Consider the following 16,824-nt stretch of genomic DNA (forward strand, 5'->3'; position numbering starts at 1 on the left):
TTTGGAAAATGCGACCGTTTATATGATTGATTATCAATAAATCCTTTTTTATTGCACGCCAAAGAGATAATGAAAAACAGTTTATATAACCCTTATGTTACTGAACCTATCCATCACGTTACGCGTAATGTCACGGGCATTTGCTATAGCGTGCCATATCTTCAGCAAAATCAGGACAGCCGCAATATACTTAATACAAACAACATTATTTCATTACACAACCAAATCGCTACTGAAGCAGCATTAATGATTGTTCCGGTAGAAGACTTTCGGCTGCAGGGAATGATTGCGGTTCCGGATGCTTATTCTCATTTACAGGATGGGCGAATCAGAATTGGTATTAATTATACCAGTTTAGCCGCACACCACGCCTCACTGCTTGAATTAACAGAGAAATTTGATTTCTGGCTTTATGATTTTGCTCCGCCCGGTGCAGACTGGCGACTGCTGGAATCCTTTCCTTTTTCCGGGATTGTTTTAACCGAAGCGTTCTTTAATGACAATTATGAAAAGTTTACCTTTCCTTTTTTCATGGCGACATTCCGTGAGAAAGGGGCCGAGGTGATCGTGCGAAGTCATACGCCGCCTTTAAGCGCTGAACAGTTTGCTGAGATAAATATTAGCGGCTGGCAACAGCAACGCTCGGACGGCGACCTGATTAGCTGCTGAACCACAAATCCTGCCCTCCGGCGTTAAGGGCACACGGCGGTGCGCTTAACGTCCATTAATCCCCCATAAAATGTCGCATTACTTCATTTGTTAAGCGCTTTGAGCTAAAAAAATCAAACCTTGATCTAATTTTGCTATAACATTTAACACAAAGGGAGCGTCTGTCTTAGCGGAAGAGATTCTCAAGAACACCCTTAATCATTTGTACTTGATAACTGGAAACAGCCTATCTGGTTGTTTTCGTATGTTTTATGGCAACAAAACGAGGTCGATATCATGGGGAAAAACTCCTCATCGTTTAGCGTAATTCGTTTCCTGACGATACTGTTCGCAGTACTGACGGGCGCGTTTATGCTGATTGGCGGTGGCTGGTTAGCCGCTATTGGTGGTTCCTGGTATTACGTTTTCGGCGGTGTGGTTATGCTCATCACCGCTTATCTGCTTTCCCGCCGTAAAAGCACCGCGCTGGTTCTCTATGCGCTGCTGCTGATCGGCACCCTGATCTGGGGCGTGTGGGAAGTCGGGACGGACTTCTGGGCGCTGGCGCCACGCACCGATGTGCTGGTGATTTTTGGTGTCTGGCTGATCCTGCCGTTTGTCTATCGCAGCGTTAACGCCGGTAGCAAAGCAGCACTGGGTACCATGGCTGTGGCGCTGATTGCCAGTGCGGCCGTGCTGGCCTACGCGGTATTCAACGATCCGCAGGTCATTAACGGTTCTGTGCCGGAAACCGCTGACAATGCGCAGCAGGCTGCACCGCTGAGCAACATCCCGGATGCTGACTGGCCCGCTTATGCGCGCGATCAGCAGGGAACCCGTTTCTCGCCGCTGAAGCAGATTAACCACGAGAACGTAAAAGAGTTACAGGTTGCCTGGCAGTTCCAGACCGGCGACATGAAAACCCCTAACGATCCGGGCGAAATCACCGACGAAGTGACCCCGATTAAAATCCGCGACACCCTTTACCTCTGTTCGCCACACCAGATCCTGTTTGCGCTGGATGCGGCTACAGGTAAACAGAAGTGGAAGTTTGATCCGGCCATGAAGGTGAATCCGACCTTCCAGCACGTGACCTGCCGCGGCGTCTCCTACCACGAAGTGCCGGCAGCCGCTGATGCAGCAAACAGCCAGCCTGCGCTCTGCTCACGTCGTATCTATTTACCGGTTAATGATGGTCGTCTGTTTGCACTGGACGCCGAAACCGGCGAACGCTGCCCGACATTTGGCGTTAACGGCGAGCTGGATCTGCAGCACAAGCAGCCTGTCACCACGCCGGGTCAGTATGAGCCGACCTCACCGCCGATCATTACCAACACCACCATCATCATGGCGGGTGCAGTTACCGATAACTACTCAACCCGCGAGCCTTCCGGCGTGATTCGTGGCTTTGATGTAAATACCGGTAAACTGCTGTGGGTCTTTGATCCGGGTGCTAAAGATCCGAATGCCATCCCGGCTGATGAACACACCTTTACCCTGAATTCACCGAACTCATGGGCACCGGCGGTTTACGATCCGAAACTGGATACCGTTTACCTGCCAATGGGCGTGAGCACACCGGACATCTGGGGCGGTAACCGCACACCAGAGCAGGAGCGTTACGCGAGCAGCGTGCTGGCGCTGAACGCCACCACCGGTAAGCTGGTCTGGTCTTATCAGACGGTGCATCACGACCTGTGGGATATGGATCTGCCGTCGCAGCCGACCCTGGCTGACATCACCGATAAAGATGGCAACACCGTCCCGGTGATCTACGCACCGGCTAAAACCGGTAACATCTTCGTTCTGGATCGCCGCACCGGCAAGCCAGTGGTTCCGGCGCCAGAAACGCCAGTGCCACAGGGTGCCGCAAAAGGCGACCACGTTGCCGCCACGCAGCCTTACTCTGAGCTGACCTTCCGTCCGAAACAGAACCTCACGGACAAGGATATGTGGGGCGCGACGATGTTTGACCAGCTGGTGTGCCGCGTTATCTTCAAGCGTCTGCGCTATGAAGGTCCGTTCACGCCGCCATCTGAGCAGGGTACGCTGGTGTTCCCGGGCAACCTGGGTATGTTCGAATGGGGCGGTATCGCGGTCGATCCACATCGTCAGATTGCGATTGCTAACCCGATGGCGCTGCCGTTTGTCTCGAAACTGGTTCCGCGAGGTCCGGGTAACCCGATTGAGCCGCCGAAAGGTGCAGAGGGTGGTTCAGGGACTGAAACCGGTATTCAGCCGCAGTATGGCGTGCCGTTTGGCGTCGAACTGAATCCGTTCCTCTCTCCGTTTGGTCTGCCATGCAAACAGCCAGCCTGGGGTTACATCTCCGCGGTGGATCTGAAGACCAACGACGTCGTGTGGAAACAGCGTATCGGTACCGTTCGTGACAGCTCACCGGTTCCGCTGCCGTTCAAAATGGGTATGCCGATGCTGGGTGGTCCAATCACCACCGCAGGTAAGGTATTCTTCATTGGTGCGACCGCCGATAACTACCTGCGCGCTTTCAGCACCGACACCGGCGAGCTGCTGTGGCAGGCACGTCTGCCAGCAGGCGGCCAGGCGACCCCGATGACCTATGAAGTGAATGGCAAGCAGTACGTTGTCATCGCAGCAGGCGGTCACGGTTCGTTTGGTACCAAGCTGGGCGACTATGTGATTGCCTACGCACTGCCAGACCAGAAGTAATTCCTGCTTCGGTCAGTAACAAAAGGCGGACTCCGGTCCGCCTTTTTTGATCGCGTTACTTTTTCATTTCGCGCCAGTTGAGCCATGCGCAGAAGAGCATCACCGCGCAGGTCGCCAGAAATACCGGCCGCATCCCGAACGTCCCGCCGACCACTCCACCGAACAGCGGACCGCTGACCTGACCCACATATTGTGCCGAAGTGGAATAACCGAGCATCCGTCCGACCTGCGAGCCTGGTACGTTATGACGGATAATCGCCGTGATGCATGGCATCAGGCCGCCCAGCGCCATCCCCATCAGAAAGCGCAGCAGCACCAGCTGCCAGGCCGCCGTGATAAACGCCTGCGGGATCAGCAGCACGCCGCTCAGCAGTAATCCCCCTGTCAGAACCCGCCAGTGTCCGACGCGATCGGCCAGGCGACCGAGCCGCGGTGCCGCCAGCACCGTGCCCAGCGCGGCGGCGGACATCACGATTCCGGCCATCAGGGTGATCTGATGTTCACCCTGAACAAACTCGCCGACGTAGAGCGTAATAATCGGTTCAATCGACATGCTGGCAAAAATCAGCAACATGCCGGAAAGCCACATCAGCCGCACCAGGCGGTGATTGACCGGCGGCTCTGCCAGCATCGGTGAAGGACGATCGCGGGCGGTGACGCTGGCACGCGGCTGCTCTCTGAGTAAAAAGGTGGTGGCGAGGAAGGCGAAAAAAATTACCGCGCCGGTCAGCCAGAAGGTCTGCCGGATGCCAATCAGCGGCGGCAGCAGGCCACCCAGCAGCGGCCCGACCACGTTGCCGGCCATAATGCCGGAGGAGAGGACGCCCAGCGCCCAGCCTGTCTGCGCTTTGGGCGTCTGCGCCGCCACCAGAATGGTCGACCCCGACGCGTAGCCGCCCAGCAGCCCCGCCAGCAGACGCAGCGCCACCAGCTGCCAGGGCGCCGTCGCCATGCCAATCAGCGACATCGCAATCGCCATGCCGAGGCTGGCCCGAATCAGCATCAGCTTGCGACCGTAACGATCAGCCAGCCGACCCCACAGCGGTGCCGTCAGCGCGGCACTGAAAAAGGTCGCCCCATAGGCCAGGCCGGACCAGCGCGCAATGGCGGCGGGCTGCTCAACGCCAAGCTGCTGAACATAGAGCGGCAGAAAAGGCAGCAGCAGCGTCATCGCCACGATAGTGGTAAAAGATCCGACGACGCAGACCGCTAAATTACGTTTCCAGTGGTGAAACACTGCCGTTTCGGGTGAGTGTTGCATAGCCATATCCCTTGATTGATCAGGGATACAGGCTAACCAGGGCGGCGGGTTAACAACAGTCACGCCGCGATAGTTACTCTGTGGCGATGATTGTTGTCAGCAGGCAACAATCAGCCTGTGCTCAGCGCCGCAACCAGCGCATCGCTCAGCAGCGTGACGGGCGACGCCGTTTCCGGGGTGTCGTGCAGCAGCAGATAGCTTTGCAGACGGTCCATCTGCCACTCCGGCAACAGCTGCTGAATATCACCCCGCCCGACGGCCTCCTGCGCCATGTAGGCGGGCAGATAGGCGATACCGCTGCCGGCCAGGGCCGCATTCAGCAGCGCCATGCTGTTATTGGCGCGAAAGCGACTGCGTACATCCAGCGCCAGCCGCTGCTTATCGCGGCGGAACGGCAGCGCAGCGGTGTGGGCCGGGCCATGAAACAGCAGAAGGTCGTGACGCGGCAGCATCCCGGGGTGAGTGATGGCCGGACGCTGTGCCAGATAAGCAGGCGCGGCATAGAGCCCCCAGTCGATATCACTCAGCAGCCGGAAGTTGCCCTGACGCGGTGCCCGGGATCGGATCACAATCGCCAGATCATCCTGATCGTCCAGCCGATCCTGGCTGCGATCGGTGAGATCGAGATCAACGTTGATATGCAGATGGCGGCGCAGAAAGCGATTAACGACAGGCACTACGCACTGACAGCCGAACGTGACGGGCGCCTGCAGCCTGACATGACCGGCGGCCTGCTGATGCAACTGCTGAACGAACGCCTCGGCGCGCTGCGCTTCCGCCAGCATACGGACACAATAGGGGTAGTACGCCTGCCCCAGCTCGGTCAGCGCCAGCCGCCGGGTGGTGCGCTGCAGCAGCCGGATACCGAGCCTGAGTTCCAGCCGGGCGATCTCCCGGCTGACATGCGATTTGGACCAGCCCAGTGCGCGGGCGGCCTCGCTGAAACTCTGTAACTCCACCACCCGTGCGAATACCAGCATGGCGGTTAAATTCGCGCCATTTTCCATGTTTCCCGACTCCGACAGTAAGGGGATGCAGGCAACAAACTAGCATGTTCAGGCGGGATGACTGTGGGGAGGAGGTAAAAAAAACAGGGCGATAACAGGCGAAACGAGCGCAAAGCGCGGAGTGACCTTTCCGTCTGCCTGCCGTGACGGAAAGGCCTTGTCAGGCATCAGCTGGCCATCGCCAGCGGGAACAGCAGTCGATCCGGCTCGACGCGACGCTGGCGGCGCAACTGGCCCGGCGTCACCATAAAGTAATTTTTGAAGGTCCGGGTGTAGGCCTGCTGGGTATCAAAGCCGTAGTTCATCGCCACCTGCAGAATCGCTTCGTTGCTGCTCAGTAGCGTGAGCGCCGACTCCGTCAGGCGACGCTGACGGATATATTCTGCCAGGGAAAAGCCGGTGTGCTGGCGAAACAGGCGTTGCAGATGCCAGCGCGAATAGCCTGAGCGGCGCGCCACCTCATCCAGATGCAGATCGTGTCCTAAGTTGTTCTCTATCCAGTCCAGCAGACTCCGAATAAACTCGCGCTGATTCATGGTTCCTCCTGTTCAAGCTGATGTGCAGTGGAACCACTCTACCCGCTAAAATTTATCCCTTAATTAGCAGAAAATTAGCGCAGAATTAGCAAGGGGTGAAATGGAGGTGAGAGGGTGTGGCCAGCGGGGGCTTTGAGTAAAAATCTGTCGTGAGATTACTGTTAGAAAAGAGAGGCATTTAAAACTCATTTAGTCAGCAGCTTTTATTACATTCCTGTTTTATTAATTTTTTATATCAAAACAGGAGCCGAAGCCCCTGCACATCTAATCTCTACACTTAAGTTTTTTTACAGCTGCCAGATGCACTGAAAAACCTTGAGCACAAAAAAATAGTCAGTTTAACAAACGTAGTCAGTGTAGCGATTGTAACGACCATTTTTGATGCATTTTCTGGCATAGCATACCAGCCTTCATACGAAACGCCTGCGCCACTCAAAAACATTGCGCCCACTAATATGCTAACCAATATAGATAGATAGCGTACTATTTTTTGCATAAAACCCTCAGCCATCATTTATCATGAAGACTAATTTCACCAGGTGCATTGACCACCAATACTGTTACCAGCATTGTAGTTTCCAGAATTATTAAAACACGAACCAATACCACCACCAATCGCACTTGCCACAGCTGAGCCCGGACCACCTACTGAACCACTAATCATCCCACCGAGGATGCCATTGAGACAGCCCACCATTTCAGGATGTGCAGCCACAACCTGAATTACGCCATTACTTGGACCAAACAGATTACCGGATTGACTGGACTTATTACCATGCTGACTGGCATAAGCTGATGCCCCAGCATAGGCAGGGTCGTATGCACCGCTTGCACCAGTAACCAAAAGCAAATGACTATTTTCTAAGATCTTCATTTAACAAACTCCTTCTGTTTTTTATTAATGGCAAACCCTGTTGCCAGAAATTTATATCAATTAAATATTCCATGTGCAAAGAGTTATTACCCTTATTAAAATTTATAAAATAAATTTCCTTATCAAAGAGATGGGTGAAAAAAGATGTCATTTCTTGTTATTTCTTCCCAGATCATCCTGATAAAATATTAATATTTATCTCTTTATGTGACATAAGGCACAATTAATTTTCAGAGTTAATTTCTATTGCATAATTTTAACATCTATCTACTCAGGAATAACCTTACTAACATAGAGCCCGTATCTGATAAAAATCATTTCTATTCTGAATTAGTCATACAACAGTTAAATAGCATTATTCACGTCTGAAAAGGGTAGTATTGACCTAATGATAAAAGCGTCAAAATTTTCGTCCTCAGGCCAGTGGTTTTACTCTCGTTTACTATGAAAAATGCGGATAGAGTTCTGATGAAGCACTGCAGATGCAGCCAGCGCGGCGACAGCGGGAAGTGTGAAGGCGGATAATTCTGGCCTAACAATTGATGAGTAAACTCTCTCCCATCTTTGCAGAGGAGATCAGCCATGCGCGTGTTACTGGTTGAAGATGATGAAATGATCGGCGCAAACCTGCAGCAGGCACTGGAGGGCGCGGGCTGGTCGGTGGACTGGGTGCGCGATGGCGTCTTTGCCCACAATGCCTGGAGCGAAGGCGGCTACAGCTGCGTGCTGCTCGATCTCGGCTTACCCCGCGATGACGGGTTACAGGTGCTGCGCCGGGCGCGCGGGCGCGGCGACTCCACGCCCGTGCTGATTCTGACTGCCCGCGACACGGTGGCGCAGCGCATTCAGGGGCTCGACAGCGGCGCTGACGACTACCTGCTTAAACCGTTCGACCTCCAGGAAGTGATGGCCCGGATGCGCGCCATTACCCGACGCCGCCACGGCGCGGCAGATTCGGTGCTGGGCAGCGGGGATGTTCAGCTGGATATGATGACCCGCGAAGTGCTCTACAAGGGTCAGCGCGAGCAGCTGACCGCGCGCGAGTATGCCCTGCTCTACGCCCTGCTGGAGCGGCCCGGTGCCATTCTGTCGCGCGAGCAGCTGGAAAACCGCATCTATGGCTGGGGCGATGAAGTCAGCAGCAATGCGGTGGATGTCCTGATTCACGGCATGCGCCGCAAGCTGGATAACGATGTGATCCGCAACGTGCGTGGCCTGGGCTGGCGGGTTCCGGCCATATGAAACCCTTCACCTTTATGCGCTCGCTGCGTAATAAACTGCTCTCTACGCTGCTGATTATTCATCTGCTGATGATTGGCGGTGTCACCTGGTATTTCTTCAGCTGCTACGGCGATATGGTCGGCACCATGAAGGACGATCAGCTGGCAAAAATCGCGGACGCCTGGTCCACCAATAAGCAGATGCCCGCCCTGATGCCGATGCTGATTGCGCCGGATAAAGCGAAAAGCGCGTTTGTGGTTCAGCTGTGGGACGATCGCGGACAGCTGCGTGCCAGCTCCTGGCCGGAGCTGGCGGCCCCGTTACAGAACCAGCGGGGTTACCGCGACGTGCATGTCGGCCAGTGCCGCGACTGTGAATGGCGGATCTACACCCGGCCCGGTTTGCCCGGCAGCGCGATCAAAACCATTCAGGTCATGCACAACCTCAGCTACATGAAGTCCACGATGGTCAAGCGGGCGCTGGCGGCGATTATCCCGATGATCCTGATGATGCCGCTGTCGCTGCTGGTGATCTGGCTGGTGGTACGCAAGATCACCCGCGATCTGCAGGTGGCTTCGCGTCAGATCGCGGCGCAGGAGACCCATCATCCGCACAACGTCTCGCCGGAGGGGCTGCCGGACGAGATCCTGCCGCTGGTGGCTGCCTACAATTCGTTGCTGAGTAAACTGCGCGAGGCCTGGTCCTCTCAGCGTCAGTTCCTGGAGGACGCCGCCCATGAGCTGCGCACCCCGGTAACGGCGGTGACCTTACAGCTGGAGAATCTGCGTCAGCATATCCAGCCGGGCGAAGCGAGCCGGCAGTTCAGCCAGCTGGAAGCGGGCGTCACGCGCACCCGTCATCTGGTTACACAGCTACTCAATGTGTCGCGCCAGGATGACCAGAGCGTGGTTGCCAGCGTCGAGCATATTGACCTGGAAGATCTGCTGAAGGAGAGCATTGAGCAGCTGATGGTGGTGGCAGATAAGCGCGGCATCGATATCGGCTTTAACGGCTCTGCCCAGTATCGTCTGCAGGCCAGTCGTTCTGAGCTGCGCAGCCTGTTTGACAACCTGATTGGTAACGCCATGTTGCACACGCCGGAAGGGAGTCTGGTCGATGTGCTGCTGCATCGGGTCGCGGGCAAAACGGTGGTCGATATTGTCGATAACGGGCCAGGCATGCCGGAATCCTTTATCGAGCGCGCATTTGATCGTTTTACCCGCTCGCCTGACGTGAAAGCCCAGGGCAGCGGGCTGGGATTATCCATCGTGCGTAACGTCGCTCAGAAACATCAGATTCACGTCGCCCTTTCCAACTGTCTGACCCCACAGGGTGCCATCTGTGGTTTGCAGGTTCGCGTCACTTTTCCCTGATCCCGCCTTTTTGATCACGAACCAGACAACGTAAACGGTTGCCTGGTTCCGTTCGATCATGGCCTTAATTGTGAAGTGCATCACATTTTAGCTGAATTGTAATGCAACACTTTTTGACAAACGTGAGCAAAATCTATTTTCTATCGATCTGTTACAGGCACGCTACGCGGGCTGAACAACCGGCTGTTTTTTGCTGACATCCTCATTCCCTCCAGGGACCGATTTCTCTCTGACTGCGTCTGCTGTGCGGCGGTCAAAAGCATGTGGCTGATGATAATGAAATATAAAACGTTGATAGCAGGTGCCGTGCTGGCATGTTCACTGAGTGGTGCTGCGCAGGCCGCAGAAAGCGATCCGCAGTATCTCTCTGACTGGTGGCATCAGAGCGTTAACGTGGTAGGCAGCTACCACACCCGTTTCGGACCGCAGTTCAATAACGACGTCTATCTGGAATATGAAGCGTTTGCGAAAAAAGAGTGGTTCGACTTTTACGGCTATCTCGACGTGCCTAATTTCTTCGGCGTCGGCAACAGCAACGCCAACGGCGTATTCGACCACGGTTCCCCGATGTTCATGGAAATTGAGCCGCGCTTCTCGATCGACAAGCTGACCGGCACCAGCCTGGCATTTGGTCCGTTCAAAGAGTGGTATTTTGCTAACAACTACATCTACGATATGGGCCGCAACAGCGATAACCGCCAGAACACCTGGTATATGGGTCTCGGCACCGATATCGATACGCACAGCGATGTCGGCCTGTCGCTGAACGTCTATGCCAAATATCAGTGGGAAAACTACGGTGCGGCGAACGAGAACAGCTGGGATGGCTATCGCTTCAAGGTGAAATACTTCGTCCCGATCACGACGCTGTGGGGCGGTAATCTGGGCTATGTCGGCTTCACTAACTTCGACTGGGGTTCCGATCTGCGCGATAAAGGTGGCGCATCACGCACCAGCAACTCCATCGCCTCCAGCCACATTCTGTCACTGGGCTACGATCACTGGCACATCTCTGCGGTGGCGCGTTATTTCCACAACGGCGGCCAGTGGGCAGATGGTCAGGAGCTGAACTTCGGCAACGGTCCGTTTGAAGTCAAATCGACCGGCTGGGGTTACTACCTGGTGGCGGGTTACAACTTCTGATGTGAAGCGGCGGCGCTTTATCGCGTCGCCGCCTTGTGTTTCTGCTGGTATGGCGTCACGTCCTGTGACGTCCGTCAGCCGCTTAATCCTGCGACTTCTCCACATTAATGCGCCACGGAATGTTGAACTTATCGATAAACATGGCGAAGCCGTTCGACCAGAAAGTCTCCTGCCACTCCGTTGTCACCTTGCCGCCTGCCGACAGTTTTTCAAACCACGCTTTGCCCTCTTCAACATCGGTGGTGGAAAGGCTGACCGCATAACCGGCATGTTCCGACGCCGGTGGCTGATCGGTGTTACCGTCGCTGAGCATCAGCTCGCCGTCGCCAATACGCAGTTGCGCATGCATGATCTTCTCGGGTGGCTGCGGCGCTGCGGACTGATCGCCAACCTGCTCTCCCTGATCCGGCATATCACCAAACTTCATTTTCGCGAGCAACTCGCCCCCGGTCGCCTGCAGGTAAAAGTCGATAGCCTCTTCGCAACGGCCATAGAGAAACAGATAAGGACTGACTTGCATCTTCACCTCTATATTGTCGGTTGGATTTTTACAGTACCCTAAGAGTGTAGACGATCGACTTTACTCGCTGATTTTACTGGCAATAACGGCGAAACAGCTGCGCCATATAGCTGCTCATGGGCGTCAGCGCGGTCTCCTTACGCTGAATCAGATAAAAAATCGCTTTCGGCAGGGGTTCGTCAAGCGTCAGCGCGACCAGCGACCGTCCCAGAACCGGATCGTCAATCACATCGGCTGACAGAATGCTGATGAAATCGCTTTGCGCCACCAGGCTGGTACAGGCCATAAAGGTCTCACAGGTCACCACGATTTTGGGTGCCATGCCGCGCTCGCCAAAGAGGTCGTGCAACAGGCGGTAATAGCTGCCTTTCGGCGTCGGCATGGTCCAGTCCGCCTGCTGCAACGCCGCCAGTGAACGGGCTTTTTCCAGCGGATGGCCTTTGCGAACCACCACCTTATATTCCCGCTCCATCACCCGCTCATACATCAGCTCCTGATCGAGATGACTCTGGTCATAAGTATTGATGGTGAAATCGAGCGTTCCCTGACGCAGCTCATGCACCATCGACACCAGCTGGTCTTCGACGATGCGCACCTTGACCAGCGGATATTCCCGATGAAACTGGTTGATCACCTGCGGCATAACGGTACGCGCCACGCTGCTGCCGATGCCGATATTCACCTGCCCCCCGCCCCGCCCCAGCCGCTGCTGGATATCCTCTTCGGCGACCCGCAGCTCCGCCAGCACCAGGCTGGCATGACGGAAAAAGTTATCACCGATATCGGTTAACACCACGCCCTGCTGGCGGCGGATAAACAGCTTTGCCCCCAGCTCACGCTCCAGTTCCTGAATCGCTTTGGTCAGCGCCGGTTGCGACAGCCCCGAAACACGGCTTGCCGCACGGATACTGCCCTGCCGCGCCACGTCAACAAACGCACGCAGTTGATGAAGTTTGAGATTAGCGGACATAACTTTTGTGATAACCGTTGTTTATCAGTCACAAGATATTCGCATCTTATGCCCGGCAATTCCATTGTGTAGATTCGAAGCAGTGCATAAAAAACCAACAACGAGGACAGAGCCGATGAAAACCCTTTCCGACCACGTCAGTGCAAGGCTGCCGCAGCTTCAGCAGTGGCGTCGTGACTTCCATCACTACGCCGAATCGGGCTGGCTGGAGTTTCGCACCGCCACGCTGGTCGCTGAAGAGCTGCATCAGCTCGGTTATCAGCTAAAGCTGGGGCGTGAGGTGATCGACGCAGAGGCGCGGATGGGCCTGCCCGACGCCGCCGTGCTGAAACAGCAGGAGGCGCGAGCGTTACAACAGGGCGCGCTGCCGCAGTGGATCAGCCACTTTTCCGGCGGATTCTGCGGCATCGTGGCGACGCTGGAAACCGGCCGTCCCGGCCCGGTGATGGGCTTCCGCGTGGACATGGACGCACTGGATCTCAATGAGAGCCAGGCCAGCGATCATCTGCCGCATCGGGAAGGGTTCGCCTCCTGCAATGCGGGCATGATGCACGCCTGCGGTCATGATGGCCATACCACCATCGGGCTGGGGCTTGCCTCAGTGCTGATGGCGATGAAAGAGCGGCTCAGCGGCACCATCAAACTGATTTTTCAGCCTGCTGAAGAGGGTGTACGCGGCGCGAAAGCGATGGTAGCGGCGGGCGTGGTCGATGATGTGGATCGCTTCACGGCGATTCACATTGGCACCGGCGTGCCGGCGGGCGAAGTGGTGTGCGGCAGCGACAGCTTTCTCGCCACCACCAAGCTGGATGTTCACTTCACCGGCGTCGGTGCCCATGCGGGTGGCCGCCCGGAAGAGGGACGCAATGCCCTGCTGGCAGCGGCTCAGGCGACGCTGGCCCTGCATGGCCTGGCCCAGCACAGCGGCGGCGTGGCGCGGGTGAATGTCGGCGTGCTGCAGGCCGGAACCGGCCGCAACGTGGTCGCCGACTGCGCCCTGCTGAAGGTCGAAACCCGCGGCGTCACCAATCAGGTTAACGACGATATTTATCAGCAGGCGCTGCGGGTAATTGCCGGTGCGGCGGCGATGTATGGTGTTGAGCAGCAGGTGACGCTGATGGGTGCGGCGCGCAGCTGCACCCCGACGCAGCCGTGGGTCGACTTCATCCACCAGCAGGCAGACGCGCTCGGTATCTTTGATTCCGTGGTCGATCGCAAAGCGCAGGCGGCAGGGTCAGAAGATGCGACCTATATGATGGAGCGGGTCAGGCAGCGTGGCGGCCAGGCCTCATACGTCATTTTCGGCTGTGACCTGGCGGCGGGCCACCATAATGCCCGATTCGACTTTGATGAGCGGGTCATGCCGGACGCCATCACGCTGCTGGCGACGCTGGCGCTCAATCAGGCGCAGTATGGTGAAACACGATGATGGAAGCCTTTATTGCCGACTATATCGACCGCCATCAGCACCGTTTCAGCACGCTCAGCGACGCCATCTGGGATACGCCGGAAACCCGCTTTGCCGAAACCCGCTCCTCGGCCCTGCTGGCCGACGCGCTGGCCGAAACCGGGTTCATCGTGGAGCGCGGCGTGGGCGGCATTGACACCGCCTTTATCGCCAGCGCCGGCAGCGGCAAACCGGTGATTGCCATCCTCGGGGAGTTTGATGCGCTGGCCGGTCTCAGCCAGCAGGCCGGATGCGCCCGGCCAGAACCGCTGGAGGTGAACGGCAACGGACACGGCTGCGGCCACAACCTGCTCGGCACCGCCGGCGTGGCGGCGGCCTGTGCGGTTAAAGCCTGGATGGAGCAGCATCACGCTGGCGGAACCGTGCGTTTTTATGGCTGCCCTGGCGAAGAAGGGGGATCGGGCAAGACCTTTATGGTGCGTGAGGGCCTGTTTGACGATGTGGATGCCGCCGTGACCTGGCATCCGGAAGGTTTCAGCGGCATGTTCAATCTGCGCACGCTCGCCAATATTCAGGCCGCGTTCAGCTTCAAAGGGATCGCGGCTCATGCCGCTAACTCTCCCCATCTGGGCCGCAGCGCACTGGATGCCGTCACGCTGATGAATACCGGGGCCAACTTTCTGCGCGAGCACATCGAACAGGAGGCACGTCTGCACTACGCCATCACCAACAGCGGCGGCGTCTCGCCAAATGTGGTGCAGGCCGATGCGGAGGTGCTCTACCTGATCCGCGCGCCATCGCTGCCACAGGCGCAGGCGATCTATCAGCGGGTGATCAATATTGCCCGGGGTGCCGCCCTGATGACGGACACGACCCTGACCGTGCGTTTTGACAAAGCCTGCTCTGACTATGTGCCTAATCGCGCCCTGGAAGCGGTCATGGAGCGCTATTTGCATCACTTTGGTTTGCCCGACTACAGCGACGAAGAGCGCGCGTTCGCGGCTGAACTGCGTGCCACTCTGACCGATGATGATCTGCGTAATGCCCGTCTGAACGCCGCCCGTATCGGTGGCGAAGCCGGTCACGCCTGGGCTGAGCAGCTGGGGGAGAGGCTGTTTATGGATCAGGTCGCGCCCTATGCCGTCACCCGCGACCTGCTCTATGGCTCCACCGATGTCGGCGATGTCAGCTGGGTCACGCCGACAGCACAGTGTTTTGCGCCCTGCTTTACCTTCGGCACGCCGCTGCACACCTGGCAACTGGTGGCGCAGGGCCGCACCACGATCGCGCATAAGGGCATGTTGCTGGCGGGCAAAGTGATGGCGGCGACGGTGACCACGCTGCTGCAGGATGAACAGGCGCTGGCGGAATGCCAGGCCGAATTTCAGAAGGCACGCGCCGGGCAGCCCTATCACTGCCCGATCCCGGCGGGGATCACACCCACAAAACTGGCCGGATGAGCCAGCGGCCGCGTCGCTGACGCGGACCAGAATAAAAATAGTGCAAACACTTCCCTGATTCTGCGGGGCCGGAACTGAACTCACCGCCTGTTGCCTGTCGCGACCGGCGTCAGCCCGCGCCGCCATCGATAAGGGGGTCACAAGACGACAAGAAGAGAACCCATACCATGGAAGCAACCTCCGAGAACCGTAGTCCTGGCCGGCTCTTCAGCTGGATCGAGCGCGCAGGCAATAAAGTGCCTAACCCGTTTTTACTGTTTGTCTATCTGATTGTGGTACTGATGGTCGCAACCGCCATTATCAGTGCGCTGGATCTGGCGGTGAAGAACCCCGGTAATGGCGAAATCGTCCGGGTCAACAACCTGCTGAGCGTCGCGGGTCTGCAGTGGATCCTGCCCAACATCATCAAAAACTTCAGCAGCTTTACCCCGCTGGGGTCGATTCTGGCGCTGGTCATTGGTGCCGGGCTGGCGGAAAAGGTCGGCCTGCTGCAGTCGCTGATGGTTAAGATGGCGTCACGCGTCAGCCGCCGTTACGCCAGCTACATGGTGCTGTTTATCGCCTTTTTCAGCCATATCTCCTCGGACGCGGCGCTGGTGGTGATGCCGCCGCTGGGTGCGCTGATCTTTCTGGCGGTGGGCCGTCATCCGGTCGCGGGCCTGCTGGCCGCCATCGCCGGTGTCGCCTCGGGTTTTACCGCTAACCTGCTGATCGTCACCACCGATGTGCTGCTTTCAGGTATCAGCACCGAAGCCGCTAAAGCGGTCAGCGATACGGTGCATGTCAGCGTCATCGATAACTGGTTCTTTATGGCCACCTCGGTGATTGTGCTGACGATTGTGGGTGCATTGCTGACCGACAAATTTGTTGAGCCGCGCCTGCCGCAGTGGCAGGGCAACGGCGAAAAGCTGGCGGGGCTGACGCCGCTGGAGAACCGCGGCCTGCGTGCCGCCGGGATCGCCGCGCTGCTGTTTATCGCCGTGATGGCGTTACTGGTCGTGCCGGAACATGCGCCGCTGCGCAATCCCGCCAGCGGTGCCATTATCCCCTCGCCATTTATTCAGGGCATTGTGCCGATCATTATTCTGTTCTTCTTTGTGGTGGCGATTGCCTACGGTGTCGCCACCCGGCAGATCCGCCGTCCGGATGATATCCCGCAGCTGCTGGTCGATCCGATGAAAGGCATGGCGGGTTTTATCGTGATGGTCTTTCCGCTGTCGCAGTTCGTGGCGTTCTTTAACTGGAGCAACATGGGCAAATTCATGGCGATTGGACTGACCGACGTGCTGGAGAGCGCAGGCGTCAGCGGCGCGCCCGCTTTTCTCGGCCTGATGTTTCTGTCGGCATTTCTCTGCATGTTTATCGCCAGCGGCTCAGCCATCTGGTCGATTCTGGCGCCGGTGTTCGTGCCGATGTTTATGCTGCTCGGCTTCCATCCCGCCTTTGCCCAGATGATTTTTCGCATCGCTGACTCGGCGGTACTGCCGCTGGCACCGATGTCGCCCTTTCTGCCGCTGTTCCTCGCCTTTTTGCAGCGATACCAGAAGGATGCGCAGCTCGGCACCTACTATGTGCTGATCTTCCCCTATCCGCTGGTGTTCTTTATCAGCTGGATCGCGCTGCTGGTCGCTTGGTACTGGCTGGGACTACCAATTGGGCCGGGCGTCTGGCCGCAACTGCCTTAAGGCACCGTGCCAGCGATACAGCATAAACGC

At 56.9% G+C, this 16,824-nt stretch carries 14 protein-coding genes; 8 read left to right on the top strand and 6 right to left on the bottom strand.

Going from position 1 to position 16,824, the window contains the following annotated elements; translation table 11 throughout:
* Positions 1-69 precede the first annotated feature (69 nt).
* Together FJW00_RS00540 and FJW00_RS00545 are read left to right on the top strand one after the other, a co-directional pair.
* Positions 70-669 carry a hypothetical protein gene (locus FJW00_RS00540; protein WP_033736438.1) on the top strand — a complete coding sequence of 200 codons (600 nt, stop codon included), beginning with the start codon at positions 70-72 and terminating at the stop codon, positions 667-669.
* Positions 670-945: 276 nt separating this feature from the next.
* Complete coding sequence (locus tag FJW00_RS00545) at positions 946-3,336, top strand: glucose/quinate/shikimate family membrane-bound PQQ-dependent dehydrogenase (protein ID WP_009092543.1); 2,391 nt, start codon at positions 946-948, stop codon at positions 3,334-3,336.
* Positions 3,337-3,391: 55 nt separating this feature from the next.
* On the opposite strand, the gene FJW00_RS00550 is transcribed toward FJW00_RS00545, so the two are convergent.
* The 4 genes from FJW00_RS00550 to FJW00_RS00565 all read right to left on the bottom strand — a co-directional run bounded on the left by FJW00_RS00550 (position 3,392) and on the right by FJW00_RS00565 (position 7,014).
* Positions 3,392-4,597: an MFS transporter gene (locus FJW00_RS00550; RefSeq protein ID WP_140922758.1), complete on the bottom strand. Its 1,206-nt coding sequence runs from the start codon at positions 4,595-4,597 to the stop codon at positions 3,392-3,394.
* Between the two features lie 110 nt (positions 4,598-4,707).
* Positions 4,708-5,604, bottom strand: coding sequence for a LysR family transcriptional regulator (locus FJW00_RS00555; RefSeq protein ID WP_046101042.1), 897 nt, complete (start codon positions 5,602-5,604; stop codon positions 4,708-4,710).
* Between the two features lie 167 nt (positions 5,605-5,771).
* Positions 5,772-6,140, bottom strand: a complete 369-nt coding sequence (locus FJW00_RS00560) for a helix-turn-helix domain-containing protein (RefSeq protein ID WP_009092546.1) — start codon at positions 6,138-6,140, stop codon at positions 5,772-5,774.
* Between the two features lie 532 nt (positions 6,141-6,672).
* Positions 6,673-7,014, bottom strand: coding sequence for a hypothetical protein (locus tag FJW00_RS00565; protein ID WP_140922760.1), 342 nt, complete (start codon positions 7,012-7,014; stop codon positions 6,673-6,675).
* 582 nt (positions 7,015-7,596) lie between these two features.
* Between FJW00_RS00565 and FJW00_RS00570 the strand changes: the two genes are divergently transcribed.
* The 3 genes from FJW00_RS00570 to FJW00_RS00580 all read left to right on the top strand — a co-directional run bounded on the left by FJW00_RS00570 (position 7,597) and on the right by FJW00_RS00580 (position 10,751).
* Positions 7,597-8,256 (top strand): response regulator, encoded by a 660-nt coding sequence (locus FJW00_RS00570; RefSeq protein WP_009092548.1) that lies wholly within the window; start codon positions 7,597-7,599, stop codon positions 8,254-8,256.
* Positions 8,253-9,608 carry a sensor histidine kinase gene (locus tag FJW00_RS00575; RefSeq protein ID WP_009092550.1) on the top strand — a complete coding sequence of 452 codons (1,356 nt, stop codon included), beginning with the start codon at positions 8,253-8,255 and terminating at the stop codon, positions 9,606-9,608. The genes FJW00_RS00570 and FJW00_RS00575 overlap by 4 nt, the downstream gene beginning before the upstream one ends.
* 276 nt (positions 9,609-9,884) lie before the next feature.
* Positions 9,885-10,751, top strand: a complete 867-nt coding sequence (locus tag FJW00_RS00580) for a nucleoside-specific channel-forming protein Tsx (RefSeq protein WP_009092552.1) — start codon at positions 9,885-9,887, stop codon at positions 10,749-10,751.
* A gap of 82 nt (positions 10,752-10,833) precedes the next feature.
* Here FJW00_RS00580 and yjdN read toward each other — a convergent pair whose 3' ends face one another.
* Together yjdN and FJW00_RS00590 are read right to left on the bottom strand one after the other, a co-directional pair.
* Complete coding sequence (yjdN, locus tag FJW00_RS00585) at positions 10,834-11,271, bottom strand: VOC family metalloprotein YjdN (RefSeq protein ID WP_009092553.1); 438 nt, start codon at positions 11,269-11,271, stop codon at positions 10,834-10,836.
* Between the two features lie 73 nt (positions 11,272-11,344).
* On the bottom strand, positions 11,345-12,241 hold the full coding sequence (locus FJW00_RS00590; RefSeq protein ID WP_140922762.1) for a LysR family transcriptional regulator: 897 nt from the start codon (positions 12,239-12,241) through the stop codon (positions 11,345-11,347).
* 115 nt (positions 12,242-12,356) lie between these two features.
* On the opposite strand from FJW00_RS00590, the gene FJW00_RS00595 reads away from it, so the two are divergent.
* The 3 genes from FJW00_RS00595 (at position 12,357) to abgT (ending at position 16,794) form a co-directional block, all read left to right on the top strand.
* Positions 12,357-13,670 (top strand): amidohydrolase, encoded by a 1,314-nt coding sequence (locus FJW00_RS00595; RefSeq protein ID WP_140922764.1) that lies wholly within the window; start codon positions 12,357-12,359, stop codon positions 13,668-13,670.
* Positions 13,667-15,109, top strand: a complete 1,443-nt coding sequence (locus FJW00_RS00600) for a M20 family metallopeptidase (protein ID WP_140922766.1) — start codon at positions 13,667-13,669, stop codon at positions 15,107-15,109. The genes FJW00_RS00595 and FJW00_RS00600 overlap by 4 nt, the downstream gene beginning before the upstream one ends.
* Before the next feature lie 167 nt (positions 15,110-15,276).
* Positions 15,277-16,794, top strand: coding sequence for a p-aminobenzoyl-glutamate transporter (gene abgT / locus FJW00_RS00605; protein ID WP_058957012.1), 1,518 nt, complete (start codon positions 15,277-15,279; stop codon positions 16,792-16,794).
* Positions 16,795-16,824 lie beyond the last annotated feature (30 nt).

Source organism: Pantoea anthophila (assembly GCF_006494375.1).
In the GTDB taxonomy this organism is placed as follows: Bacteria; Pseudomonadota; Gammaproteobacteria; order Enterobacterales; family Enterobacteriaceae; genus Pantoea; species Pantoea anthophila.

Bases quoted from the DNA above. Each gene is read 5' to 3' on its own strand.
- FJW00_RS00540 (WP_033736438.1), top strand. From the start codon at position 70: ATGAAAAACAGTTTATATAACCCTTATGTTACTGAACCTATCCATCAC.
- FJW00_RS00545 (WP_009092543.1), top strand. From the start codon at position 946: ATGGGGAAAAACTCCTCATCGTTTAGCGTAATTCGTTTCCTGACGATA.
- FJW00_RS00550 (WP_140922758.1), bottom strand. From the start codon at position 4,597: ATGCAACACTCACCCGAAACGGCAGTGTTTCACCACTGGAAACGTAAT.
- FJW00_RS00555 (WP_046101042.1), bottom strand. From the start codon at position 5,604: ATGGAAAATGGCGCGAATTTAACCGCCATGCTGGTATTCGCACGGGTG.
- FJW00_RS00560 (WP_009092546.1), bottom strand. From the start codon at position 6,140: ATGAATCAGCGCGAGTTTATTCGGAGTCTGCTGGACTGGATAGAGAAC.
- FJW00_RS00565 (WP_140922760.1), bottom strand. From the start codon at position 7,014: ATGAAGATCTTAGAAAATAGTCATTTGCTTTTGGTTACTGGTGCAAGC.
- FJW00_RS00570 (WP_009092548.1), top strand. From the start codon at position 7,597: ATGCGCGTGTTACTGGTTGAAGATGATGAAATGATCGGCGCAAACCTG.
- FJW00_RS00575 (WP_009092550.1), top strand. From the start codon at position 8,253: ATGAAACCCTTCACCTTTATGCGCTCGCTGCGTAATAAACTGCTCTCT.
- FJW00_RS00580 (WP_009092552.1), top strand. From the start codon at position 9,885: ATGAAATATAAAACGTTGATAGCAGGTGCCGTGCTGGCATGTTCACTG.
- yjdN (WP_009092553.1), bottom strand. From the start codon at position 11,271: ATGCAAGTCAGTCCTTATCTGTTTCTCTATGGCCGTTGCGAAGAGGCT.
- FJW00_RS00590 (WP_140922762.1), bottom strand. From the start codon at position 12,241: ATGTCCGCTAATCTCAAACTTCATCAACTGCGTGCGTTTGTTGACGTG.
- FJW00_RS00595 (WP_140922764.1), top strand. From the start codon at position 12,357: ATGAAAACCCTTTCCGACCACGTCAGTGCAAGGCTGCCGCAGCTTCAG.
- FJW00_RS00600 (WP_140922766.1), top strand. From the start codon at position 13,667: ATGATGGAAGCCTTTATTGCCGACTATATCGACCGCCATCAGCACCGT.
- abgT (WP_058957012.1), top strand. From the start codon at position 15,277: ATGGAAGCAACCTCCGAGAACCGTAGTCCTGGCCGGCTCTTCAGCTGG.